The sequence below is a fragment of the Afipia sp. GW821-FHT04G03 genome, assembly GCF_059419985.1.
Map to the genome: position 1 here is coordinate 496,167 of NZ_JBWKSV010000001.1, position 20,913 is coordinate 517,079.

Sequence of the window (20,913 nt, forward strand, 5' to 3'; positions counted from 1 at the left end):
TCCCCAATCTCGCTGAACCAGGCGGAAAGACCGCCCTGTCCGAAGCTCAAGAGAGCTTAGCGGGCGGCCTCAGCGAGGTGACAGCGCTTGGAATGAGACACTGGACCACCTCCTTTCATTGTTGACGACACAATCGAATATAGGGGCGAATTGCGCGTTGTGAAGTCCGCCATTGGACAGATGCAGATCCCCGCCGATGCCCGCGCAATGTGACGCCGCAGCGGTTCAGGTTCGATCCTTTTCAAGCACGATGTCATGCGCGGTGAACAGAAAACCCCGGCAGTTTCCTGCCGGGGTTTTCGTTAGTTCGTTGTAATCGCCGTTAGACGGTTACGATCAGAACGTGCGGCGAACGCGGAGGTTGCCGCTGAGCGTGCCGAGATCCTTGAAGTCGTAGGTCGCGGCTGGCTTGAACCCGCCCGGAGCAAGAGCGGCCGATCCGGTGAAGGACTGGTCGATTGCCGTGTACATGACTTCGGCCGAGAACGTCAGGTTCCGAACCGGGGTCCAGCCGAGACGGCTGCCGACTTGCCAGATCGCGAAATCTGGGTTGCAGCTGTAACCGTTGGCTTTCGGACCGCTGATTGCATTGAACATGTTGCAATACAGGTTGGTCGCGGTTCCGTTGAAGTCGACCTTCGAATACGAACCGAACAGGCCCGATTCCCAGTTCTGGTTCCAGTTGTGCACGAAGCCAACACGAACGCCGTAGGCGTCGGTCTTTTCGATGCTGCCGCCCTGGCCGTAGACGCCGTCAGCGTTCACGCCGAGAGCGACACTCTGGTAGCTAGCGGGGAAGTCCGAACCACCACCGTACACAGCGTACGAGTTACCGAAGGTGCCGCCGATGATGTAACGGTTTGCGCCGTTCGCGTAAGCAACGTCAACGGTCAGCTTGTCGCCCGGGCCGGTCGGAAGGTTCTTCAGCTGAAGACCGCCCTGAACCGCGAAGCCCCAGGTATCCGACGGATGACCAGTGGTTTCGTTCGCGCCGTAGTAGTTGGCGTGAATGTTGTGCGCAGCTGCGGACAGCTGTGCAGTGAACGCAGCCTGATCGACGCGGATGTTGCCGACGATGTCAGGAGCAGCGTTGCCGCCGTAAGCGTTGGCGTAGGTGCTGCCAGCGATCTGGGCCGCCGTGACGGGGGTGCCCGGGTTCACGTTGATCAGCAGACCGCGAGCATAACCACCCTGAGCGAGGGTCGTCTTCGGCTCGTCGAGGCCGATCTGGGCCGAAACACCGTTGCCGAACTGCCAAGTGTAGTTGATGTTGTTCACGCCGGTGGAGTTGTCGCCGCCGCCGAAAAGATTCGACGTGTTGCTGTTGGCGGGAGAGTTGTTCCACGGAGTGTTATACGCCGACACCGACTTACCGAAGGTGAACCCGGCGAACTGAACGAAGCCGTAGTCAACTTCGATGAAGCCGCCGGCAATGTTGTCGGTGTTCGAGGTGAACTGGAACTTCACGTCCCAGTACGAACGAACAACGCCGTATTCGGTGGCGGTGCGGGTATCAACCGTGAACTGGCTGCGCTGACGGGTGGTGAAGAAGTCACGATCCCGGCTGCCGAACGCGCTGTTGCCCTGAATGTAAGGGCTGTTGTACGAGTTTGCATTCAGGTTGACGTCGAACTGAACGTAGCCGCCGATTTTGATGCAGGTCTCGGTGCCGGGGATGTAGTAGAATCCCGCGCCATAGAGCGAACAGACCTTCACGTACTGAACGGCTTTCGCCTTCACCGGAAGATCAGCTGCCTGTGCCCCGGCGATCGCGACGAAACCCGCCGCTGTGCCGAGGATAAGGCTCTTTATCGTGTTCATAGTACCTCCAAGTTTTGCTCTGTGAGCGTAAGTCCGTTGGCGCAAATCACACCGCAGGTGGTCCCCAATTCCCCCTCAACCGCCTCGTTGATCCCGCTTTCTGACACCGCGCATGAAGCGCGGACCGATCGAGCGAAACTTCCAAACAGGACGACGTGAGAAAATCTTAGTTCGCGTGAATCTGCTCGGTAGAAGCAGACACGAGCCGTGCTAACCGTGGCACATGACGGTTGCATGACATCTTGTTTGTACATTCCTGAACCATGTTTTTCACCTGCAGACTGTGACTTATTTGCCCCTTCGCACCTGTTATGCGCGCGTGCGAAATCGCGTTTTTGTTTTGCGTGTGTGCGAACGGACACGGTGCAAATCAGATCGCGAATCGTGACACCGGCAAACGCATCTGGGCGTCGCGCGACCGCGCACGACAAAGCCATTCCAGCCATTCGCGCATGGCCGAAAAAGTTTGGCGCTGAAGTTCGGATACGTGGAAGATCGATGTTGTATGGCGGAAGGGGTGGGATTCGAACCCACGGTGCCCTTGCAGGCACGCCGGTTTTCAAGACCGGTGCCTTAAACCACTCGGCCACCCTTCCAAACCATTGACGTTGCTTGGTTATTCAAGAATAAGCGCCCCGCTTAGCCGAGGCCGCTCAACGCCAATTCGGTTCTTTAGGGCAGCCCATGGCAGTTCGTCAACGCGAACAGCGTCGCCCCTGCCCGACATCGCCGCGTTACGCTGTCCGCGCGCCTCGGCGTTCCAGGACCTTATGCGCCAGCCAGGACGAAAGCATCGCGGGAATCAGGCCCACAAGGCCAAAGGTCGCAAAATGCGCGAAGCCCGTCTGAGGTTGCGAACTGCCGTACATCACTGCTGCGAAGATGAATGCAAACACGCCGGTCAAAAACATACGGACCACCGGGTTGATCTTGTGGACGTGGGCGAGAATGTCATCGACCGCGCCCGTCATCAGCGCGGGTATGATGCCGAACAGATAATTGTATTGCAGCGTCGAAAAGAGAATCTTGAACAGCTTCGCCAAGTCATCGGAGTAAGGCTTGTCCCAGTATCCGGCCGGCGTTCCGACGGCCAGTAGAATGAAGCCGCCCAGACATGGTCCTATCAAACCGAAAATGGCGTATCGAATCATACCGTCTCCCCACGGGCCTAATCCTCGACAACCATTTTATGACTGTTTTGCGCGGTTTCGATAGACGGCAAATCGAACTTCGCCCTGCAAATCGTTGCGCCGTCCTGAGGGCCGACGGCGCTGCTAGCGCGCTCCCTTGAGCGTGCACGACGTCGCGCACGTCGTCTTCACGCCCGCGCTGCATGTCATGCAAACGGCCATGCACTGCTCGAGATTCTTGGGGTCATAGGGACTATAGAGTTTCGCCGCGCAGGCGAGCGAGACGCGTGGCTCCTCGGTGCCGAGATAGCGGAAGGTCGCGAAGAGCGCGATCAGCAAGGCAGCGATCGCTAGTCCGAACGCGACGGCGACCCGGACCGTGCGGGTCCGTTCCCTTTCCGCTTTCGAAGCGCCATCGATATGGCTTCGCGCCACCGAAGTCTCCTCCAGTTGAACAACGCGCCTTGCTGTCCCAGGTTCCGCTTCCGCCGAAGGCCATCATCCCCGAAAGCAGCCCGTCCGCGCCCGATCCACCGGGATCCGTCCGGTTAATGAAATCCTAACAGCCCCTGCCCTTATTCGCGCTTTGATTCAAATTTTCGGAAACTTCCCGTTGGTATGAAAACGCTCCGATTACGGAGCGACGCTCATGGCCATCTTCCGCAGAGAGAACCGCAAACCCCGGCACACCACGCAGCATCAGGCATGGATGACGCTCGATGGCGGGTTCGCGAAACGCAACTGCACCATTCTCGATCTGTCGACCGGCGGAGCGCGCATCAAGCTGAGCGACGACAGGCCCATCGGTAGCAAACTGAGCCTCGCTCTCACGAAAGACGTGAGACGGGTGACGCACTGCCGGCTGATCTGGCGGCAAGGCTCCATCATCGGCGTGGAGTTCGTCGGACGCACCTGACGCGGGCGTCGATATTTCAGTTCGGAGAGGTGGCTGAGTGGCTTAAGGCACCGTTCGAGGTACGCGGGCAACCGTGTCGGAGGTTCGAATCCTTCCCCTCTCCGCCATCGTTTGCAGATACCACCCGGTCAGCAGCGCAGCCGGCTCACGCCTTACTGGCGAATCCGTCTCCGTGGGGGCTGAGACATATCTTCGTTTTGGTGGCTCCGGTTCAATGCCAGCCGCCAGTTGGATGTGCACGATCCATTCAAGCCGGAAGCACTCATCCGGCACTGATCCATTGTCATGTAATCGCACCGCTCGATCCCGCCGCCGAACGCTTCGACATGGAACATGCAATAAGGATACTCGGTCGCCTGGGCCGGTCCCTGGCTCAATGCCAGCAGTCCGGCGAGCGCCAGCAAGCTCCGCTTTATATAGGCCATGGCAATACCTCGTTTGAGTTTCAAAACGCCCGAATATGGGTATCAACCCCATCGGACCTCAAAGCTTCCTATGGGCTGACAATCACAATTCCGGGAACAAACGCCACCGTTCGTGAATTTGATCTCCTGCCAGACAAAAGCCGCAAGATCCCCTACCCGTGTCAACGCGGCATAATTCGGCACAAATCCTGCTTGATACGACCCTGCGGGCCGGGCGCGAACCAGGGATGTTTCCGATGGACCTGACATTGAATGCTGCCGATCTTGCTTTTGTTCTTTGCGGATTGATCGCTGCACTGGGTACACTGCTGGTATGGGCAATCAGAACCGCCGACAGGTGGGCCCTTCAGCGCTCATCCAGGAGAGGCCGTGAGTGAACCTGAGCACGACAATCGCCAGCGTGATCTAAAAATTGCCAAGAACGAAGCCACGCGTGAACTCACCAGTGACGTCCGGCTGAGCACTTGGGCAATCGGCATCGTTGTCGTGATTGGCCTGATCGTACTGGCGATGTTCCTGAAGAGATGAATTCAGGGCTGGACCGTGTCGGTTTTCGGCGGTCTATTTGCCGAAGGTCATATCCACGCACTTCAGCACGTCAGGACCGACGCCGACATTGAGCAGGATGCATCCCTTGACGGCGAGCTTGGAGCTGTCGCTTGCCCAGATCGCCGTTCCGCCCGAGCCGAAGAATGAGTTGGTGTTCGGCGGCTCGGTCTCCGTGGCATCGAACGTATAGGACGAATCGCCGGGGAAAACGCGCGCCTTCATCACGCACGCGCCGTCGGTATCGACTTTGAGAACTTCCTTATTATCGCGGGTCACGCCGACGCTCACCTGACAACGATAGAATTCCGAGGTCCGCGTGTTGAAAAGATAGGCGTAGGATTTGCAATTGATGTTTTGAAGCTTGCCGGCGTTGAGGCCGCGGCCGCAGGAAATCCGCTGGTTGCTGCTGAGCTTGAATTCATCCGCCGCACGCGCATCCGTGATGCCGGCAAAGGCGGACAGCGCCAGAACGGCTGCAAAGCCAAAAAACAAACCAAAAAAACGTCCGGAAAATGTCTTCATCTATGTCCCCTTTTGCGCATGTGCGCCCGTCGAAATAAACCGGCCCGCGCTTCATCGTCATCGTAATGCAGTTTTGAAGGATAGGCCATCTACCCGCCGCGCCTATGCCCGCGCCAGCGCCTGCATTCTTAGCTGTTCTACCGCGCTCAACAAGCGGCTTTGACCCTGCTCTCCGATCGCGGCATCGCGCGCCTGCTGAATGGCGTCGCCAAGCGCCGGAAGCGGCAGCGTCCCGTCGCATGTCGGCTTGACGAGACCATCGATGATGGCATTCCACTGCGCGAGGCCGTTCTGGTAGGCATCGCCATGCCCCTTGATGAGGCTGGCTGTCTGCACGACCGCAACGGTTGCTTCCGGCTGCTTCACCAGACTTCGATCGACCATGTGGAGCCATCGCTCCACCCACACTCTTTCCACCTTGAAGCGCTGGGAAAAAGGTCGCGTGATACGCAGCGCGGCCAGCCATTTCAGTTTGCGAAGCGAAAACCGGCCCGTGGACGAGAATCGCATCGTGACCGACCTGCGCGAAAGCCGCGCCAGCCGCAGCCGCTGGAAGATATCCATCGCAGGCGCGGCGGCGGCAGGAGGGAGCATCGGGATCACTTCATCCCAGCGAAACCGCTCCACCCTGTCGACGGATGCGGCGTTCGGCAAAGCATTCACGCCCCCCGCCTCTGTCAGCTTGATTTGTGCGATCGCAATCGGGTCCTCGAAGTGCATCCGGTCCGACAGCAACTGCGCGAGTTCGCCGAGATTCGGCAATGTGATGCCGGCGTGGCCGACATACCGCTCGATACGATCAAGGTAGCTCAACGCATAGTCGGGATCCTGATAGTCGATCAGCGAATGAACGGCCTGACTGACGATGGGGACAACATCCTCCGGCAGCCGCGCCGACAGTCGCGCCAGCGCTGCGCGCGCAACCCTCGGATTGCGGGTTTCCTCGCCGAAGTACCGCTCCTTCAGCAGCCGGAACGGCGACGGCGGAACCTTGACCCGTATTTTCATGACGAGGCCTGAGCAATGCTCTGGGCGAGTTGGGCTTCGAGCCTTCCGACATTCTGAAACAGGCGCGCGCTGACCAGCCGCAGAAAATAGAATCCGAATTCGGGATTCTGGACGTAAAGTTCCTGCACTTTCGTATAGGTCACGCTGAGTACCAGACCACCCTCAAGACATTCGAGCGTCTGGGTCCGCTTGTTGGATGGCGACAGCATCCCGAGTTCGCCGACAAGAGCGCCAACCGGAATCTCGATGCCGGACTCGACCAGCCGATAGCGGCCGCTGACGATGTAGTACATCTCATCCGCCTTCTCGTGCTTGTAAAACAGCACTTCGCCTGTGGCGCATTTCCGCTCCGTCATGAACGGCTTCAACCAGGCCATCGACAGGTCGCTGCTGACCGACTTCTTGACCTCGCGAACCAGCAACAGCATTTCCCGCAGCCGGTACACATTGAGCGGCAGCAGGATCATGTGCAGCACCATCACCGGGTAATGATGGTGCATGACGGAAAACACGATCAGCACGACGTTGGTAAGAATTCCGAAGATGCGCAGCGGGATCATCGTCCGCATCGTGTAGCCGGCCACCACGAACGCGGACGCGATAAATCCGCCGGCTCCGGAAACGAGTCCTGACATATCCATCGGAATCAACCTGGTGCTGAAGGAAATCTTGCAGGCATTATGCCGTTCCGCGCCCCGCGGAACAACGTTTCTCGACCGCACTGCGGCAATTCAAATGACGACCTTGTGACACGATCCGCTTTTACCGGCGGCTCCTTGCCCCGGGAGCGCTCCACAGCCGGCAGGCCGCGTACGCCGCTCAAATATCAATCGACAGGCCTTCCCGTGCGACCAGGGTCCCGGGTCGCGCCTTGGCCGCCGCCGCGCCGATGCGGTCCATCTCGTTATCGTCATGCTCGGGATCGTGGTGAAATAGGCAAAGCGTCCGGGCGCCTGCTTCGTTGGCCAGCCGAACGGCCTGCTGCCAGCTCGAGTGCCCCCAGCCGACATGCTCGGGCAATTCCTCGTCGGTATATGTCGTGTCGATGATGACCAGCGCGGCGTCGCGGACAAGCGCAAGCAACCCCGGATCGATCTCCTCGCCGCTGAGTTCGGTATCGGTGATATAGGCGATCGCGCGGCCGTCGAATTCGACGCGGTATCCTGTCGCGCCGCCCGGATGATTGAGAGCCGCGGTCAGGACCTTGATGCCCGGCTGCGGGTTGAGAACGTCGCCGGGCGTGAAATCGGTGAAGTCGATCTTGCCGGATGCGGCTTCGATTTCGATCGGAAACAGCGGATAGCTCATCAGCTTCCGGACCGTGTCCTTGATCCCGCCCGCCGGCTTCAAATTACCGGCCCACAAACGGAGGCGGCTTCCCGTTGTGAACGCCGGCGTGAAGAACGGCAAGCCGATCAGATGATCGATGTGGCAGTGACTCAAAAACAAATCGACATCGACTTTCGGGGCCTCGTCGTCAAGCGCATTGCCAAGCATGCGCAATCCCGACCCCGCATCGAAAACCAGACGGTGATCCCCGCACCTCACCTCGACGCATGACGTATTGCCGCCGTAGCGCACGGTATTTGGGCCTGGACATGGAATGCTCCCGCGAACACCCCAGAACCGCACGGACATTTTGGTCGGCATGAAAAAACTCAATGAATCCTTCACAAGAATTGCATGCGGTTGTCATGATCACCAGCACGATACGGTGCGGCAGCACTCAAAAAAATGGCTTGCCAGACGGCAAGGCTAACGGTAGCGGCTGCCTTTCGCCTCATTTGCTATTTGGACGTGAGAGCCATGACGCCATTCCAGTCGTCCGGCGGGGGCGTTTTCCGGAACGCTTCAATCCGCTCCGAATAGAGATCGTAAAGCCCGTGGAAGCTTTTTGCTTCATCGGCGATGCGGCCCTTTGCAATCGCCGCCATCGCGCCGTCCCAGTCGCGGCTTCGGTAGCAGGCCAGCATTTCGATGCTCAAGTTGCGCAGTCGCTGAAACTGACCGGACGTCGCGACATCTTCCCGTCCGGCAATTGCATAGATCACTTCCGGCTCCTTCTTGCCTTTCACGGTGATGAAGTCGAGTTCGAGAATCGCAAACTTGTCCTTTGCGGCCAGCGCCGTTGCTGACCCTGCGATGATCGGCACGCCGTAGGATTTCGATTGTCCTTCGAGCCGCGAGGCGAGATTCACGCTGTCGCCGAGCACCGAATAGTCGAACCGCAGATTGGAGCCCATGTTTCCAACCACGCATGTTCCGGTGTTCAGACCGATGCCGACACGCATCGGAATGAACGGCTTGCCGGCGGCTATCGCTTCGCGCTCGCGCTCCACGTTCAGCGCCTCGATGCGGTCGATCATGTCGAGCGCCGCCTCGCAAGCATTGATCTGGTGCGCCTGATCGTTCAGCGGCGCATTCCAGAACGCCATGATGGCGTCGCCCATGTACTTGTCGATGGTGCCCTTGCGGTCGAGGATCGCGTTGGTCAGCGGCGTGAGGAACCGGTTCATCAGCGATGTCAGGCCCTGCGGATCGTGCTTGAACGATTCCGAAATCGTGGTGAAGCCACGCACGTCGCTGAACATGATCGTCATGTCGCGCTCTTCGCCGCCGAGCACCAGTTTTTCCGGCGACTGCGCCAATTGCTCGACCAGCGCGGGCGACAGGTACTGACCGAACGCGGATCGGATGCGGCGGCGCTGCGCCTGTTCACGGAAATAGCTGCTGAACACCAGGACGAGATAGATCGCGGTGCTCGCGATCAACGGGAATGTGAAATCGAGCAGCAGACGTTTTTCCGTGAAGAAATACCAGGATGTCGCGACCATGATCGCGACAATGACAGCGCCGAACACCAGCAGGGTAATGGCGCTGAGAATGGGTGCCAGCCAGATAATGGCCACGCCGAACACGATCGCGGCCAGCAACTCCGCGCCGACCGCATAGTTCGGCTGCGACAGCACGGACCGGGTCAGCGCACTTTCGAGCACCTGTGCATGCACCTCGACGCCCGGCATGACCGGATCGAGAGGCGTCGTCTTCACGTCGAGCAGGCCCACGGCCGAAGTGCCGATCAGGATCAGCTTGCGGGAGATTTGATCGGGACCGACGACGCCTTCCAGCACATCGGCGGCGGACACATAGCGCGCCGCATCGTGCTTGGCGAAATGCACCCAGAGCTGACCATTGCGATCGGTCGGGATTTCAAAGCCCGGCACGGCCACGCTTTTGACGCCAGCTTCATCGGACTTGATGAGGATAGTGTCGGACTTTGTGACAATGCGCAGCATCTCGAACGTGAGCGAGGGCATCAGTTCGCCCTGCGCCTGCATCACCATCGGGACGCGCCGGACGATGCCGTCGCGCTCGGTGCGGATCGTAAACAGCCCGCGCCCGGGCGCTGCCTCCTCAAGGACAGGAACGTTCCGCAGCAACCCCGGGAATTGCAGCAGGAACGGCCGCGGATCGCCGCCCAGGGTGGCAAGTCCCGTCAACGGCAGTTTTAGTTCAGGCTGCTGCACGAATGTCGGCAGTCCGGATTCACCGAGCACGGCGGGCGACCGGCGCAGCACATTGGCGAGTACCTGATCGTTGCTGGGGAGTGCCCGCAGTTTCGCCCGGCTTTCCTCGTCGAGGCCACGAAATGAATCGGCGGCGATTGCGGGCGAAAGCCTGTCCGGCTCCGCAAAGACGATGTCGAAGGCAATAGCGGCGGCGCCGTGATCGGTCAGCCGCTGCACGAGATCGGCGACGCGCGTGCGCGGCCAGGGCCACTGCCCGTATTTGGCAAGGCTCTTCTCGTCGATGTCGATGATGACGACCGGGCGCTGCGTGATCTTGCGCGGCTGGAGGATCTGGTAGGCATCGAAGGTACGGACGCGCAATTCCTCAAGCGGATACGGGTCTGTGACTCTCAGGCCGAGAAACGCGATCAGCAGAAGAAGACATAACAATCGTCCGTAGCCGAAATGCCTCGCATACAGCCGGACACGCGCAACGATACGGACCACCGATTTCAATATCGCCCGCATCATGTCCGTAATTGGTATCCGTCACTTTTCCCGGAATGCGCGCATGAGCTGGTCGCTTAGCGGCTTCGCAAGATAGGATATCATAGTGCGTTCGCCGGTCTGTACAAAAGCCTCAACCGGCATGCCGGGGATCAGCTTGACGTCCCCGAGCTTCGCCACTTCGGAAGGCGGCAGCGAGATGCGGATGGTGTAGGTGCTCTGGCCGGTCCGCTGGTCCGTTGTGGTATCCGGCGAAATGCGGCTGATCGTTCCGTTCAACTCCGGCGTCGTGCGCTGATTGAAGGCGGAGAGCCGCAGCAGCGTCTTCTGCCCGATCCGCAGTTGATCGATGTCTTGCGGGTTGACCTTGGCCTCGACAGACAGATTGTCGGCCTCGGGCACGATCAGCATGATGGCGTCGCCGGCGGTGATGACGCCGCCCACGGTGTGGACGCTTGACTGCAACACCATGCCGTCCTGCGGTGCCCGGATGTCGATGCGGCGCAATTGATCCTCGGCGGTAACCTTGCGCTCGACGAATTCGCCGATCTTGTCGTTGATCTCGCGCATCTCCTTGGAGACTTCGCTGGAGAGATCCTTGTCGATCTGGATGACCTGCAATTCGATTTCGGTGATCTTGCCCTTGGCCTGCGCCTTCTGGGCAATGAACTGCGCGCGGTCGCCGTCGAGCCGCGCCGCATCGCGCTCCAGTACCGTCAGCCGGGAAATCTGCACGAGGTTCTTGGCGAACAGATCACGGACGCCGACGAGTTCCTTCTGAATGAGTTCGATCTCGCGGGACTTGGCGTTCTCCTGCGCTTCAAGCCCGCCGATCTCTTCCTTCAGCTGGGAAATGCGCTCCTTGAGCTGCGCCTTCTGGCCGACGCGGCCGGACGAACGAACCTGAAACAGCTTGACCTCGTTTCCGATCAGCGATCGCACCTCCGGATCGGAAAAATAATCCATCAACTCCGGCGGAAAGATCACACGCTCCTCGCCGTCCTGCTCCGCGAGCAGCCGCGCCCTGCGCGCCAGAAGGCCGTTGAGGCCCTTGGTGACGATCGCGAGGCTCGCCTTGGTGATCGTGTCGTCGAGACGCACCACTATGTCGCCGGCCTTGACCCGGTCGCCGTCGCGCGCCCTCACCTCGCCGACGACACCGCCGGTCGGGTGCTGAACTTTCTTGACATTGGAATCGACCACGATCGAACCCGGCGCGATCAGCGCTCCGGAGATTTGCGCGGTCGAGGCCCAGCCGCCCAGCCCGCAGGTCAGCAACGTCACGACCACCAGTCCGACGATCAGATGCAGACGGATCGACTTGCGCGATCCCGGCTTGTCGAGGCCTTTGAAGATTGCGATGCGCTCCAGCGGCGCAAACAGCGCATTGAGAATGCCGCGGATCTTGCCTTCGGTCCCTGCGAGGCTCGGCCCCTTCATGAGTGCGCTCCCTTGTCAGAGACAATCTTGATCGCGGGAGATGACGAGACCGGACGTTGCAGCACCTGACCGAGCACAGTGTCTTTCGGACCGAAGGCCTGAACCCGCCCGTCCTTCAGCACCATCACCAGATCGACGCTCTCGATGCCGATGGGACGATGGGCCACGACCACGACGACGCCGCCCCGCTCGCGAACCGCGAGCACGGCCTTGTTCAGCGCCGCGTCGCCTTCGCTGTCGAGATTCGAGTTCGGCTCGTCCAGCACCACGAGGAACGGATTGCCATAGAGCGCGCGGGCAAGCGCGATGCGCTGGGCCTGTCCGGCCGACAGCACACTGCCCTGGTCTCCGATCTGCGTGTCGTAGCCGTCTTTCATGCCGATGATGAGTTCATGCACGCGCGCGTCCTTCGCCGCGGCAAGAATATCATCCGATGACGGCTTGTCGGCGAAGCGCGAGATATTCTGGGCAATCGTTCCGGCGAACAGTTCGACGTCCTGGGGCAGATAGCCGATGTGCTGGCCGAGAACGTCCGGCGCCCATTGGTCGAGCGCCGCGCCGTCGAGCCGCACTTTGCCGCGCAGCGGCTGCCAGACGCCGACCAGTGCCCGCACCAGCGAGGATTTACCGGATCCGCTCGGCCCGATGATGCCGACGGCCTGCCCCGCCTTAAGGGCGAAGGTGGCGTCTTGCACCACGGCCTTCTGCTCGCCCGGCGGGCTGACGCTCAGCGCTTCGACCGATAGATTGTTCGACGGGGATTCCAGCAAGGTCTGCGTGGTCTGCTCGGGCAGCATGCCAAGCAGCCGGTTGAGACGGTGCCAGCTCTGCCGTGCGGCGACGAAGCCTTTCCAGTGCGCGATGGCGAGATCGACCGGCGCCAGCGCCCGCGCGCTGAGGATCGATCCGGCGATGATAATGCCGGCCGTCGCCTGCTGATTGATGACGAGATACGCGCCGACGCCGAGCACGGCGGATTGCAGCATCATGCGCATCACCTTGGCGATGGCCCCGAGGCCCCCGGCGACGTCGCTCGCGCGCTGGTTGCTCGCGAGATAATCGCGGTTGGATTCCTCCCAGCGCCGGCCGACCCGGCTCGCCATGCCCATGGCGGTGAGAACCTCGGCGTTCCGGCGGCTCGCCAGCGCAAGGTCCTGCCGACGCATCGCCAGACCCGTGGAGCGCTTCATTGGCTCGCTGGTGAGATATTCCGTCAGGATCGTCAGCGCGATCAGCAGAATGGCGCCGACCAGCGCGGTGACGCCGATCAGCGGATGGAAGGCAAAGCAGATCGCGAGATAGAGCGGCAGCCACGGCAGGTCGAACAGCGCGCCAGGCCCCATGCCGGACAGGAACGAGCGGACGTTGTCGAGATCGCGCAGCGGCTGGAGACCCTCGCTGCGGTTGCCGACGAGCAGCGGCAGGCGCACGACAGTTTCATACACCCGGCGGCTCAGCATTTCATCCAGAGTCGATCCGATCCGGATGAGGATGCGGCCGCGGATCAGATCGAGGATGCCTTGGACGACATAGAGGCCGCCTGCGAGAACGATCAGGCCCACCAGCGTCGGGATGCTGCGGCTTGGCAGCACGCGGTCATAAATCTCCAGCATGAAAAATGAGCCGGTCAGATAAAGCACGTTGATGACACAGCTCATCACGCCGACGCCGATGAACGCGCTGCGGCAGGCGTTAAGCGCCGACCCCAGTTCGGAACGGGTAGAATGCCCGTGATGTGATGTCTTCGCGGATTGCATCGGTACCTGGCTGGCTGTGTCGCGACGCCAATCTGCGGTTCATCAATGATGGCGCATCGACCCGCCCATCCTGCCACAACACGAGCTGTTGTTGCAGCCGGAAACACCATCGAAGTTAATGTTTACGTCCTACCCGGGGCATCAAGCGTGGAGGATGAAATCGCTGGTATTCAGCGAAGCAACGCCCTTCACAAGCAGGGTATCCGTGGTGCCGTTGAGGTGGAGCAGCATATCCCCGCCAGTATGATCGGCGGTGTTCAGCAAGGCCGTCAGCGCCGTCGTGTCGATGCCGGTCAGGGCTCTGAAATCGATCTTGTCGCTTCCGATTGAGAAATCCGTGATCGTGTCGTGCCCTGAGTACGGCGCAAACACGAAATTGTCGTGCCCCGCCGCGCCGGTCATCGTATCATCGCCGCCGGTCGAGAAAATGAGATCCTTGCCCGCCGTGCCTGTGAGCGTTGCGCCGCCGGTGCCGTTTTGCTTGAAAATGAAGTTGATCGTATCGCTAAGACCGTGGCCATCGGTCACGGTCAGCGTCACCTTGTCGTTAGCGTTCAGCACCGTGTTGTTCGGAGTGTAGGTGATCCCACTGGTCAGATTGCCGTTGATGGACGTAACCGTTCCGTTGCTCACGCCTGATACAGTGCCGTCCCCGGCTGTTGCACTGACACTCAACGAGCCCGTTTCATCCGGATCGGACAAGGTGACACCGAACACCTTTGTTGTTCCTTCAGGCAGCCCCGGGCTACTGTCGTCAATTTCCGATACGGAAACGTTGTCGCCGTTTAGTACCGGCGCGTCGTTGGTGCCGTTTATTGTCCACGACACCGAAGCAGCAGTCGGTGTGGTGACGATGCCGTCCGTCACACCGTAGTCGACGGTCACGACCGTCGACTGGCCATAGCCAAGCGACTGATAGGCCGGGTCCGCGGGATCGAACGTGAATGTATGATCCACGGCGTCGTAGGTCACGCCTGCAGGTAGCGTGTTCGGGAGGTTGACGACCGACAGTGTATGTCCGTTATCGACGTCGGATGCATGGGCAAGCGCATCCAGCGTGCTTGTGGCACCGTCTTCCGTAACCGTAGCGAGCACCGCGCCGCTTACGACCGGCGCATCATTCGCGCCATCGATCGTCACCGTGATCGACTTCTGAACCGTGTCCAGTCCGGATGACGCATCGAAGGTGAATGTCGCCGTGACATGCTCGCCCGCAGCCAGATAATCGAAAGCCGCGCGATCGTAGCTGATCGTGCCGTCCGTCTCATTGAGTATGAACAGATCGGCCAACACGCCGCCTGCCGGGGCAGGGCTGCCGGCATCGAAGGCCAGCGTATCGGCCACATAAAGTACATGTACGTCCGTGGTATCGACGTCCGTAATTAACACGTGGTCCGCGACCGTGACGGAGACGGTATCAGGCGCGCCGGTGTTCCCCTCGGTGTCGCTTGCCGGATTGGTCACAGTGATCATCGGCTCATCGTTGGTGCCGGTGATAGTCACGGTCACCACCTGCCCGGCCGACGTATCGTTGGCGCCGTTGCTGTTGTCCTCGACAGTGATGGTATAGCTCGCCGTGATCGTCTCGCCTTCCGCGAGGTACTGGACAAGATTGGTGTCCAGCGCGAAATCCCAGTTGAACGTATGGTTGCCGGCGCCCAGCGCCGACGCAGGAACCGTCAATGCCGTCGCAAGCGCGTTCGCCAGCAACAGCGGCACCCCGGCGCTTCCCGCAGCATCGTTGTTGTAGGCGACATGCGCCTTGTGGGTATCGGTCAGATCGGCGTCGGTGAACGTCACCGAACCCGTGTCCTTCAGAATGCCGTAGACCGCGCCGACATCTTCCTTGACCGCCGCGTCTTCGCTCACCGAGATCACCGGCTGGTCGTTCGAGGCGCCGATCTGAACGGTGACCTGTTTGGTTGACGAAAGGCCGTTGTTGTCCGTGATGGTGACATCGTAGATCAGCGTCAGGGTTTCGCCGTGCGCCAGAAAATCGAACAGATGATCGGGAAGCTTGAACTCCCAGCCGACCGAGCCGTAATTGAGGGTATCGGTATTGCTCTCCGACACCGCAGCCGTCATCGCGCTGTTAAGCGCGTCGCGGGTGGCCTGCGGAATACCGCTGTAATAGCCGCCTGACCAAACGACCGATCCCGCGCCGGGATGAAGCGCGGCACTGGCAGTGTGAGTGTCCGAAAGATCGACGTCGACAAATGCCAGCGTGCCGGTGGCGACATCGACGACCGAATTCGGCGCGCCCGTGATGTCGGGCACCTCGTCTGCCTGATGGATTGATGTATCGGCGGTCAGCACCGGCGCATCGTTCGTGCCGGTGATCGTGACCTCGACGTCGCGAGTCACGGAGACCCCGCTGCCGTCCGTGATGGTGATCGTATAGACCTGCTTGATGGTCTGGCCGGCCGCCAGCGATTGCAGCACCGGATCGTTGTCCGGCAACACAAAATGCCATCCGACCTGACCGGTGTTCGTCGCATCCGTCAGGATTTCGCTGACCGCATCGAGGCTGAAAGAACCGAGACCAACCACGCCGCTGACGGTGCCGACTGCGCCGTCGACGAATCCCGGCAGGTGCGTGCTTGAAATCGCGGACTTCAACGCGAACGATGCCGTATGGCCGTCCGTCAGATCGAAATCCTGGAATCCGATCGTACCGGACGTCTTAAGATTGTCGGTGACCGGAACGTAATCCTCGGTGACACCGCCGGTGTCGACCGTTGAAGCTGTCTCAATGGTCGGCGCGTCATTCTCGCCGGTGATGGTCACCTTGATGAAAACGTTCGCGCTATCCGGCCCCGACGATGCGGTGACGCGAATGACATATTCGGCCTTCTCACCCGCGGCTAGAAAGTTGAAGTCCGCCCGATTGAAGCTCACATCCCCGGTGATCTGGTCGATCGTAAGCAGCGTGTCGAGATGGAGCGCCGCCTTGGCGGCCAGCGTCAGCGTCGCGGTCGTCGATGCGGCGGTCAGAACGCCGCTATGCGCGACGAAAGGCGTCGCAACGTCGAAAAAGGGACCGACGTTGATGTCGGGATCGTCGATATGAACGGCGTCCTTCAGCTTGATGAGTCCGTTGGTCGACGGATCGCCCGGAGATTCTTCCTTGGCCGAGAGAGCGGTCGCGGTGAACGCCGCCTTGATGTTGTAGAACACGATCTTTGTATCGGTCGTCTGGTGCGTATCCGGATTGGTGATTGGCGTGATCACCGTATAGGTCAGCCGCCCCGTCACCGGATCGAATGCGTATTTCCCGATGTTGTTTTCCGGAACGCCGATGTCGGTTCGCGGATTGCTCTTGGGTGAATTCGGCTTGGCGTCGTCCGGCGTATAGTTCGGAAAATAAAGCTGGAAGACCTGCTGGATAATGAACTTCTCGCTTTGCTGGTCCGCAAGCGTCTTGAGTTGCTCAACAGCCGTTGGCGTCTGGCCAACACCGAGGCTCGACACGAAGGTCACCTGCCCGGCCTGTGAGACGGTCCCGATCAGCTGACCTGTCGTCTTGTCATACAGGTTGAACGAGCCGGTGTGACCGTCCGGCTCGACCAGCACCGAAAATTTCGTCGGCCCGTCGTTGGCGGAAATCTCCACCAGCACGGCCGTGCCGCGAATGCCCATGGTGGCGACCGGCGTCTCGACGCGCATGTTGCCATTCTTGGCGGTTTGTCCTGCGACGAAAGTGATCGTGCCCTGCACCAGGCTGATGAGCGACGAGTTCGACGATCCGTTCGGATCGTAGATCATTTCGTTGAGCACCATGCGCGCATTCGAAGTCATGCCGAATGCGCTGCCGTCGATGAACGTCAGACCGACCGACGAATCCGATCCGGTCTGGACCACGTCGCCTTTCTGTACGGCATCGCCGATGTGGAGTTCGACGGATACGCCGTTGCGAATGACGCTGGCGCTTCCCGACAATTTCAGGACGTGACCGATCACCTGCGCGGCAGCCGCCCCAGGCGCAGCAGCCTGGGCGTAAACGACATGGCCGGTCAGCGCATCCACGATCTGGCCCGAGAGCGTCGCTCCGTCCTTGGACGACAGCGTGGGTCTGGCCTCACCCTTGAAATAGTTTCCGACAACGAATTTCTGGTCAGAGCCTGAAATAATCAGGTCATTGCCGATCCGCACATAACTGCCGGAAAACAGCAAATGCGCGTCGGGAACAACGACGTGTGCGTCTGAGGGATGATGCTGGACAAAGCCCGGCTTCGCGCCGAACGCGAAAGCGTCTCCATCCAGCGAAACTGGGGAGTCATTCAGCAATTTGGAGTCAAATGGTCCGGCGAAATTCACTCAGCCCGCCCGCATCAAAAAGTCATAATTAAGAAATCGATAATCTCGAATTCATAGCATCAAAGATCGCGGCTCCATAGCGGATTGAACTAAAGGCCATGGTTTGCCGTTCTTATTTTAAGTAATGTTGCTCCACGGAGACTTGGCCGACGCAGCCTGGTTTTCTAAGTTGGTGAGATAAAAACGGTATTCCCGATTTTCCGGACAATGACCGCCCGGCTGCCAAGGCAAAAACAGCCTAAAGGCCACCAAAACGGCGCACGCGTCGTCCGGTAAAATATCATCTATATTCAATCTTAAGTTTATGTACTTTGGAACTTGGCTATAGATCGAATCTTTATTGTCCCTGACGTGATTTTATAGCCAAGCGCTGGCGCGTTAGCCCTATCTACAATTTTACACAATGTGCTCAGCCTTAGTTCCGCATATTTGAATTCAAATCACCCCATTCCTCCCATCTTTAAGCCGTCGAAAAGGCTGCCCAGCCTACTCCTTGTGACGAATGATCCGGCCACGTGCTCGCATAAGCAAGCCGATGTCCGGACACGGGGCGTCACATGTCGGCTTGGATTTATGCGCGCGCGAGCGCTGTTGTATTCGCGTTAATTCTCAGCGTATTGGGCGGATCGGCTCATGCAGCAGCTTATGCGCTGAGGGATGAGGTCCTCACACCATCGGCGGCTCAGCAGAGCCCTCCGCCGGAGCCGTTTGGCCTCTCGACCTCGATGCTTCCAGAAAGTCCCCTTCGCACCAAATGGAGCAATGTCGAGCGCGCGATAGCGGCGGAAGCGGCCATCGTCGCCGACTGCGATCGCGATCCTGCGCATTGCACATCGCAGCCCGCCCTCCAATTTCTTGCGATCGTGAAAGCCGCTGCCGCCCGCGACGGTGTTGCACGTCTGGGTGAAGTCAATCGCGCCTTCAATCTCGCGATCCGTCCGGTGAGCGACCGTGCGCAGTACGGCGTCGACGACCACTGGACCTCCCCGCTGGCCACGCTCGAGGCCGGCGCAGGTGACTGCGAGGACTATGCGATCGCCAAGCTGGTTGCGCTGCGCGCGGCCGGTGTCGCGGCTGACGATCTCCGGCTCGTCATCATGCGCGAAACCGCGAGCGGTGAAGATCATGCGGTGGTTGCGGCGCGCATCGACGGACACTGGCGAATGCTGGACAACCGCAGTTTCATCATGCTCGAGGACAGCAACTTCGGCAAATATCGCCCGTTGTTCGCCATCGACGCGGAAGGCGCCAAGCGCTTCGAGCAACCGAGGTTCGCGGACGCGTCGCGCGATACGCAGGCGCGTCCTGCCGAAATCGAGACGCAGAATACTGCCGGAGCCGATGCGTCCGCGGTCGGACTGACGGCGCAGACCGTCGCCTTCGACGAGTTCTGTCAGGCCCTCGCGATGTAAGCGAACGCTACGCCGCTCACGTTTTGACGATGGTCTGGATCGTCGCCATAAACAGCAGGACTGCGATGGCGATGAGCACCCACCACGGGTTGTCACACAAAATTGCGCCGCGAGCGCAGATCTGATCGGCCAGTGACCAGCCATGGTTCCGCACGGCGCCAGCAAGCAGGACAATCCCGCCCGCGCCGATAAGTGCGATTGCAAGCTGCCGCATGAGACTACTCCTTTCCGCCGCCCATCGTCGGCGGAAAGACGTAAATCAATGCTTGTTCCATTCGATGAAACACCGGGGCTTCTGTGGAAAATCTGTCTCGCGGGGGTTCCCGGCGCAGCGTCATACGAAAAACGCAAATCTCATAGATTCATTGAGGTTTCCGCGCTCGGGTCACGTCGGTGGATGCTGCCCGATGCGCGTGCATTTTCGAGTTGAAGGGAGTTTGCCGATGGCAACACGTTTGCAGCGGCTCGCCGAGTTCGATGGCAACGGTGAACCGCCGCCCGAAGAAGCTGTTCAGGTATTGTGCGAGGACAAGAGCGGAACCTACCAGCTTCCGTTCGCATGTCGCCGGGTGAACGGCGAATGGCGCAACAGCGAATCGGGAAGCCTCGTCGAAGCCTCCGTGGTCGGCTGGCGGCGCGCCAAGGCATGATCCCGAAAAACGGGAACCGGTTTTCGGGATCAGATCATGCCCAATAAGCTCTGCGCCTATTTCTTCGACGCAGCATAGCGCGCCTTGGTTTCGGCGTTCATTGGATAGAGGCCGGGCAACGCTGCGCCGTTGTTGACCTCGTTGACGATCCAGCCTTCCATCGCTTCCTGCTCCGGACCTTCCGCGAGAACGAGTTCGAGGAACGCCTGCGGGATCAGAACCGCGCCGTCCTGATCGGCGACGATCACGTCGTCGGGAAACACTGCAACTCCGCCGCATCCGATCGGCTCGCCCCAGTTCACGAACGTCAGGCCGGCCACTGACGGTGGCGCGGACGCGCCATCGCACCACACCGGCAGGCCGGTGCCGAGCACGCCTTCGAGATCGCGCACCACGCCGTCGGTGACCAACGCGGTGACGCCGCGCTTGGCCATACGCGCGCAGAGAATGTCGCCGAAGATGCCCGCATCCGTAATGCCCATGGCATCGACGACCGCGATGCAGCCCGCCGGCATCGCCTCGATGGCGGTGCGGGTCGAGATCGGCTTCGACCACGATTCCGGCGTGGCAAGATCCTCACGCGCTGGCACGAAACGCAAGGTAAAGGCCGGGCCGACCAGGCGCTCCTGCCCCGGACGCAGCGGACGCGATCCGCGCAGCCAGACATTGCGAAGTCCCTTCTTGAGAAGGATCGTCGTGATGGTGGCAGTCGTGATCTTTTTCAGCGTTGCGATGGCGTCTGGCGAGAGCGACATGTCGGGAAACTCCGGTTTGGGGCGCCATCAGCGGCGTGGTGGGCCTGCCTTTTTGCGAAAGCGCGGCTTGGCGTCAAGGCGACATTCGCGTGACCGGTAATGCAGGTTTATGCGTCGCGATAACGCTGACTTATTTGCCATTTGGAGCCGTTTATCGGACAACTGCGCTCAGCCTTGTCCGCGAGACTTAACGGC

18 protein-coding genes and 2 tRNA genes are annotated in these 20,913 nt (G+C 60.1%); 5 read left to right on the plus strand and 15 right to left on the minus strand.

From position 1 onward, the window contains the following. Window positions 1–336: 336 nt before the first annotated feature. The 4 genes from AC07UB_RS02465 to AC07UB_RS02480 form a co-directional block, all read right to left on the minus strand. Window positions 337–1,821, minus strand: a complete 1,485-nt coding sequence (locus tag AC07UB_RS02465) for a porin (RefSeq protein WP_492789200.1) — start codon at window positions 1,819–1,821, stop codon at window positions 337–339. A 506-nt stretch (window positions 1,822–2,327) separates the two neighbouring features. After that, a tRNA-Ser gene (locus AC07UB_RS02470) sits at window positions 2,328–2,417 on the minus strand. Between the two features lie 138 nt (window positions 2,418–2,555). Then, window positions 2,556–2,972, minus strand: coding sequence for a DUF5413 family protein (locus AC07UB_RS02475; RefSeq protein ID WP_492789199.1), 417 nt, complete (start codon window positions 2,970–2,972; stop codon window positions 2,556–2,558). 123 nt (window positions 2,973–3,095) lie between these two features. Further along, a complete protein-coding gene (locus tag AC07UB_RS02480; protein WP_492789198.1) occupies window positions 3,096–3,386 on the minus strand; it encodes a hypothetical protein in 291 nt (96 codons plus the stop codon). Window positions 3,387–3,600: 214 nt separating this feature from the next. Here AC07UB_RS02480 and AC07UB_RS02485 point away from each other — a divergent pair, with 214 nt between their 5' ends. Both AC07UB_RS02485 and AC07UB_RS02490 read left to right on the plus strand, forming a co-directional pair. Then, window positions 3,601–3,867, plus strand: a complete 267-nt coding sequence (locus AC07UB_RS02485) for a PilZ domain-containing protein (protein WP_492789197.1) — start codon at window positions 3,601–3,603, stop codon at window positions 3,865–3,867. A gap of 23 nt (window positions 3,868–3,890) precedes the next feature. Beyond that, window positions 3,891–3,974: transfer RNA gene (locus tag AC07UB_RS02490), tRNA-OTHER, on the plus strand. A 45-nt stretch (window positions 3,975–4,019) separates the two neighbouring features. Here the strand turns inward: AC07UB_RS02490 and AC07UB_RS02495 are convergent. After that, window positions 4,020–4,292: a DUF3551 domain-containing protein gene (locus AC07UB_RS02495; protein WP_492789196.1), complete on the minus strand. Its 273-nt coding sequence runs from the start codon at window positions 4,290–4,292 to the stop codon at window positions 4,020–4,022. Window positions 4,293–4,661: 369 nt separating this feature from the next. Here AC07UB_RS02495 and AC07UB_RS02500 point away from each other — a divergent pair, with 369 nt between their 5' ends. After that, window positions 4,662–4,820, plus strand: a complete 159-nt coding sequence (locus AC07UB_RS02500; RefSeq protein WP_492789195.1) for a hypothetical protein — start codon at window positions 4,662–4,664, stop codon at window positions 4,818–4,820. A gap of 33 nt (window positions 4,821–4,853) precedes the next feature. On the opposite strand, the gene AC07UB_RS02505 is transcribed toward AC07UB_RS02500, so the two are convergent. The 8 genes from AC07UB_RS02505 to AC07UB_RS02540 form a co-directional block, all read right to left on the minus strand. Further along, window positions 4,854–5,363 (minus strand): hypothetical protein, encoded by a 510-nt coding sequence (locus AC07UB_RS02505; RefSeq protein WP_492789194.1) that lies wholly within the window; start codon window positions 5,361–5,363, stop codon window positions 4,854–4,856. Window positions 5,364–5,465: 102 nt separating this feature from the next. Continuing rightward, window positions 5,466–6,371, minus strand: a complete 906-nt coding sequence (locus AC07UB_RS02510; RefSeq protein ID WP_492789193.1) for a DUF6537 domain-containing protein — start codon at window positions 6,369–6,371, stop codon at window positions 5,466–5,468. Next, window positions 6,368–7,012 carry a Crp/Fnr family transcriptional regulator gene (locus AC07UB_RS02515; protein ID WP_492789192.1) on the minus strand — a complete coding sequence of 215 codons (645 nt, stop codon included), beginning with the start codon at window positions 7,010–7,012 and terminating at the stop codon, window positions 6,368–6,370. Before AC07UB_RS02515 ends, AC07UB_RS02510 begins: the two co-directional genes overlap by 4 nt. Window positions 7,013–7,190: 178 nt before the next feature. Then, window positions 7,191–8,021: an MBL fold metallo-hydrolase gene (locus tag AC07UB_RS02520; RefSeq protein ID WP_492789191.1), complete on the minus strand. Its 831-nt coding sequence runs from the start codon at window positions 8,019–8,021 to the stop codon at window positions 7,191–7,193. A 137-nt stretch (window positions 8,022–8,158) separates the two neighbouring features. Further along, window positions 8,159–10,411: a CHASE2 domain-containing protein gene (locus AC07UB_RS02525; protein ID WP_492789190.1), complete on the minus strand. Its 2,253-nt coding sequence runs from the start codon at window positions 10,409–10,411 to the stop codon at window positions 8,159–8,161. Window positions 10,412–10,429: 18 nt separating this feature from the next. Further along, a complete protein-coding gene (locus tag AC07UB_RS02530) occupies window positions 10,430–11,827 on the minus strand; it encodes an HlyD family type I secretion periplasmic adaptor subunit (RefSeq protein ID WP_492789189.1) in 1,398 nt (465 codons plus the stop codon). Beyond that, on the minus strand, window positions 11,824–13,584 hold the full coding sequence (locus AC07UB_RS02535; protein WP_492789188.1) for a type I secretion system permease/ATPase: 1,761 nt from the start codon (window positions 13,582–13,584) through the stop codon (window positions 11,824–11,826). Before AC07UB_RS02535 ends, AC07UB_RS02530 begins: the two co-directional genes overlap by 4 nt. A 141-nt stretch (window positions 13,585–13,725) precedes the next feature. Further along, window positions 13,726–17,871, minus strand: coding sequence for a VCBS domain-containing protein (locus AC07UB_RS02540; protein ID WP_492789187.1), 4,146 nt, complete (start codon window positions 17,869–17,871; stop codon window positions 13,726–13,728). Between the two features lie 587 nt (window positions 17,872–18,458). Between AC07UB_RS02540 and AC07UB_RS02545 the strand changes: the two genes are divergently transcribed. Next, window positions 18,459–19,313, plus strand: a complete 855-nt coding sequence (locus AC07UB_RS02545) for a transglutaminase-like cysteine peptidase (protein WP_492789186.1) — start codon at window positions 18,459–18,461, stop codon at window positions 19,311–19,313. A gap of 16 nt (window positions 19,314–19,329) precedes the next feature. Here the strand turns inward: AC07UB_RS02545 and AC07UB_RS02550 are convergent, their stop codons facing one another. Then, a complete protein-coding gene (locus AC07UB_RS02550; protein WP_492789185.1) occupies window positions 19,330–19,527 on the minus strand; it encodes a hypothetical protein in 198 nt (65 codons plus the stop codon). 229 nt (window positions 19,528–19,756) lie between these two features. Between AC07UB_RS02550 and AC07UB_RS02555 the strand changes: the two genes are divergently transcribed. Beyond that, entirely contained in the window at window positions 19,757–19,963 is a 207-nt protein-coding gene (locus AC07UB_RS02555; protein WP_492789184.1) for a hypothetical protein, read from the plus strand. A gap of 56 nt (window positions 19,964–20,019) precedes the next feature. On the opposite strand, the gene AC07UB_RS02560 is transcribed toward AC07UB_RS02555, so the two are convergent. Further along, on the minus strand, window positions 20,020–20,718 hold the full coding sequence (locus AC07UB_RS02560; RefSeq protein WP_492789183.1) for a ribonuclease activity regulator RraA: 699 nt from the start codon (window positions 20,716–20,718) through the stop codon (window positions 20,020–20,022). Window positions 20,719–20,913 lie beyond the last annotated feature (195 nt).

What these genes read in the sequence shown, in the direction of transcription:
- AC07UB_RS02505 (WP_492789194.1), bottom strand. Translation starts at nt 5,363, where the DNA reads ATGAAGACATTTTCCGGACGTTTTTTTGGTTTGTTTTTTGGCTTTGCA.
- AC07UB_RS02485 (WP_492789197.1), top strand. Translation starts at nt 3,601, where the DNA reads ATGGCCATCTTCCGCAGAGAGAACCGCAAACCCCGGCACACCACGCAG.
- AC07UB_RS02465 (WP_492789200.1), bottom strand. Translation starts at nt 1,821, where the DNA reads ATGAACACGATAAAGAGCCTTATCCTCGGCACAGCGGCGGGTTTCGTC.
- AC07UB_RS02515 (WP_492789192.1), bottom strand. Translation starts at nt 7,012, where the DNA reads ATGGATATGTCAGGACTCGTTTCCGGAGCCGGCGGATTTATCGCGTCC.
- AC07UB_RS02555 (WP_492789184.1), top strand. Translation starts at nt 19,757, where the DNA reads ATGGCAACACGTTTGCAGCGGCTCGCCGAGTTCGATGGCAACGGTGAA.
- AC07UB_RS02535 (WP_492789188.1), bottom strand. Translation starts at nt 13,584, where the DNA reads ATGCAATCCGCGAAGACATCACATCACGGGCATTCTACCCGTTCCGAA.
- AC07UB_RS02560 (WP_492789183.1), bottom strand. Translation starts at nt 20,718, where the DNA reads ATGTCGCTCTCGCCAGACGCCATCGCAACGCTGAAAAAGATCACGACT.
- AC07UB_RS02525 (WP_492789190.1), bottom strand. Translation starts at nt 10,411, where the DNA reads ATGATGCGGGCGATATTGAAATCGGTGGTCCGTATCGTTGCGCGTGTC.
- AC07UB_RS02495 (WP_492789196.1), bottom strand. Translation starts at nt 4,292, where the DNA reads ATGGCCTATATAAAGCGGAGCTTGCTGGCGCTCGCCGGACTGCTGGCA.
- AC07UB_RS02520 (WP_492789191.1), bottom strand. Translation starts at nt 8,021, where the DNA reads ATGCCGACCAAAATGTCCGTGCGGTTCTGGGGTGTTCGCGGGAGCATT.
- AC07UB_RS02510 (WP_492789193.1), bottom strand. Translation starts at nt 6,371, where the DNA reads ATGAAAATACGGGTCAAGGTTCCGCCGTCGCCGTTCCGGCTGCTGAAG.
- AC07UB_RS02475 (WP_492789199.1), bottom strand. Translation starts at nt 2,972, where the DNA reads ATGATTCGATACGCCATTTTCGGTTTGATAGGACCATGTCTGGGCGGC.
- AC07UB_RS02545 (WP_492789186.1), top strand. Translation starts at nt 18,459, where the DNA reads ATGTCGGCTTGGATTTATGCGCGCGCGAGCGCTGTTGTATTCGCGTTA.
- AC07UB_RS02550 (WP_492789185.1), bottom strand. Translation starts at nt 19,527, where the DNA reads ATGCGGCAGCTTGCAATCGCACTTATCGGCGCGGGCGGGATTGTCCTG.
- AC07UB_RS02530 (WP_492789189.1), bottom strand. Translation starts at nt 11,827, where the DNA reads ATGAAGGGGCCGAGCCTCGCAGGGACCGAAGGCAAGATCCGCGGCATT.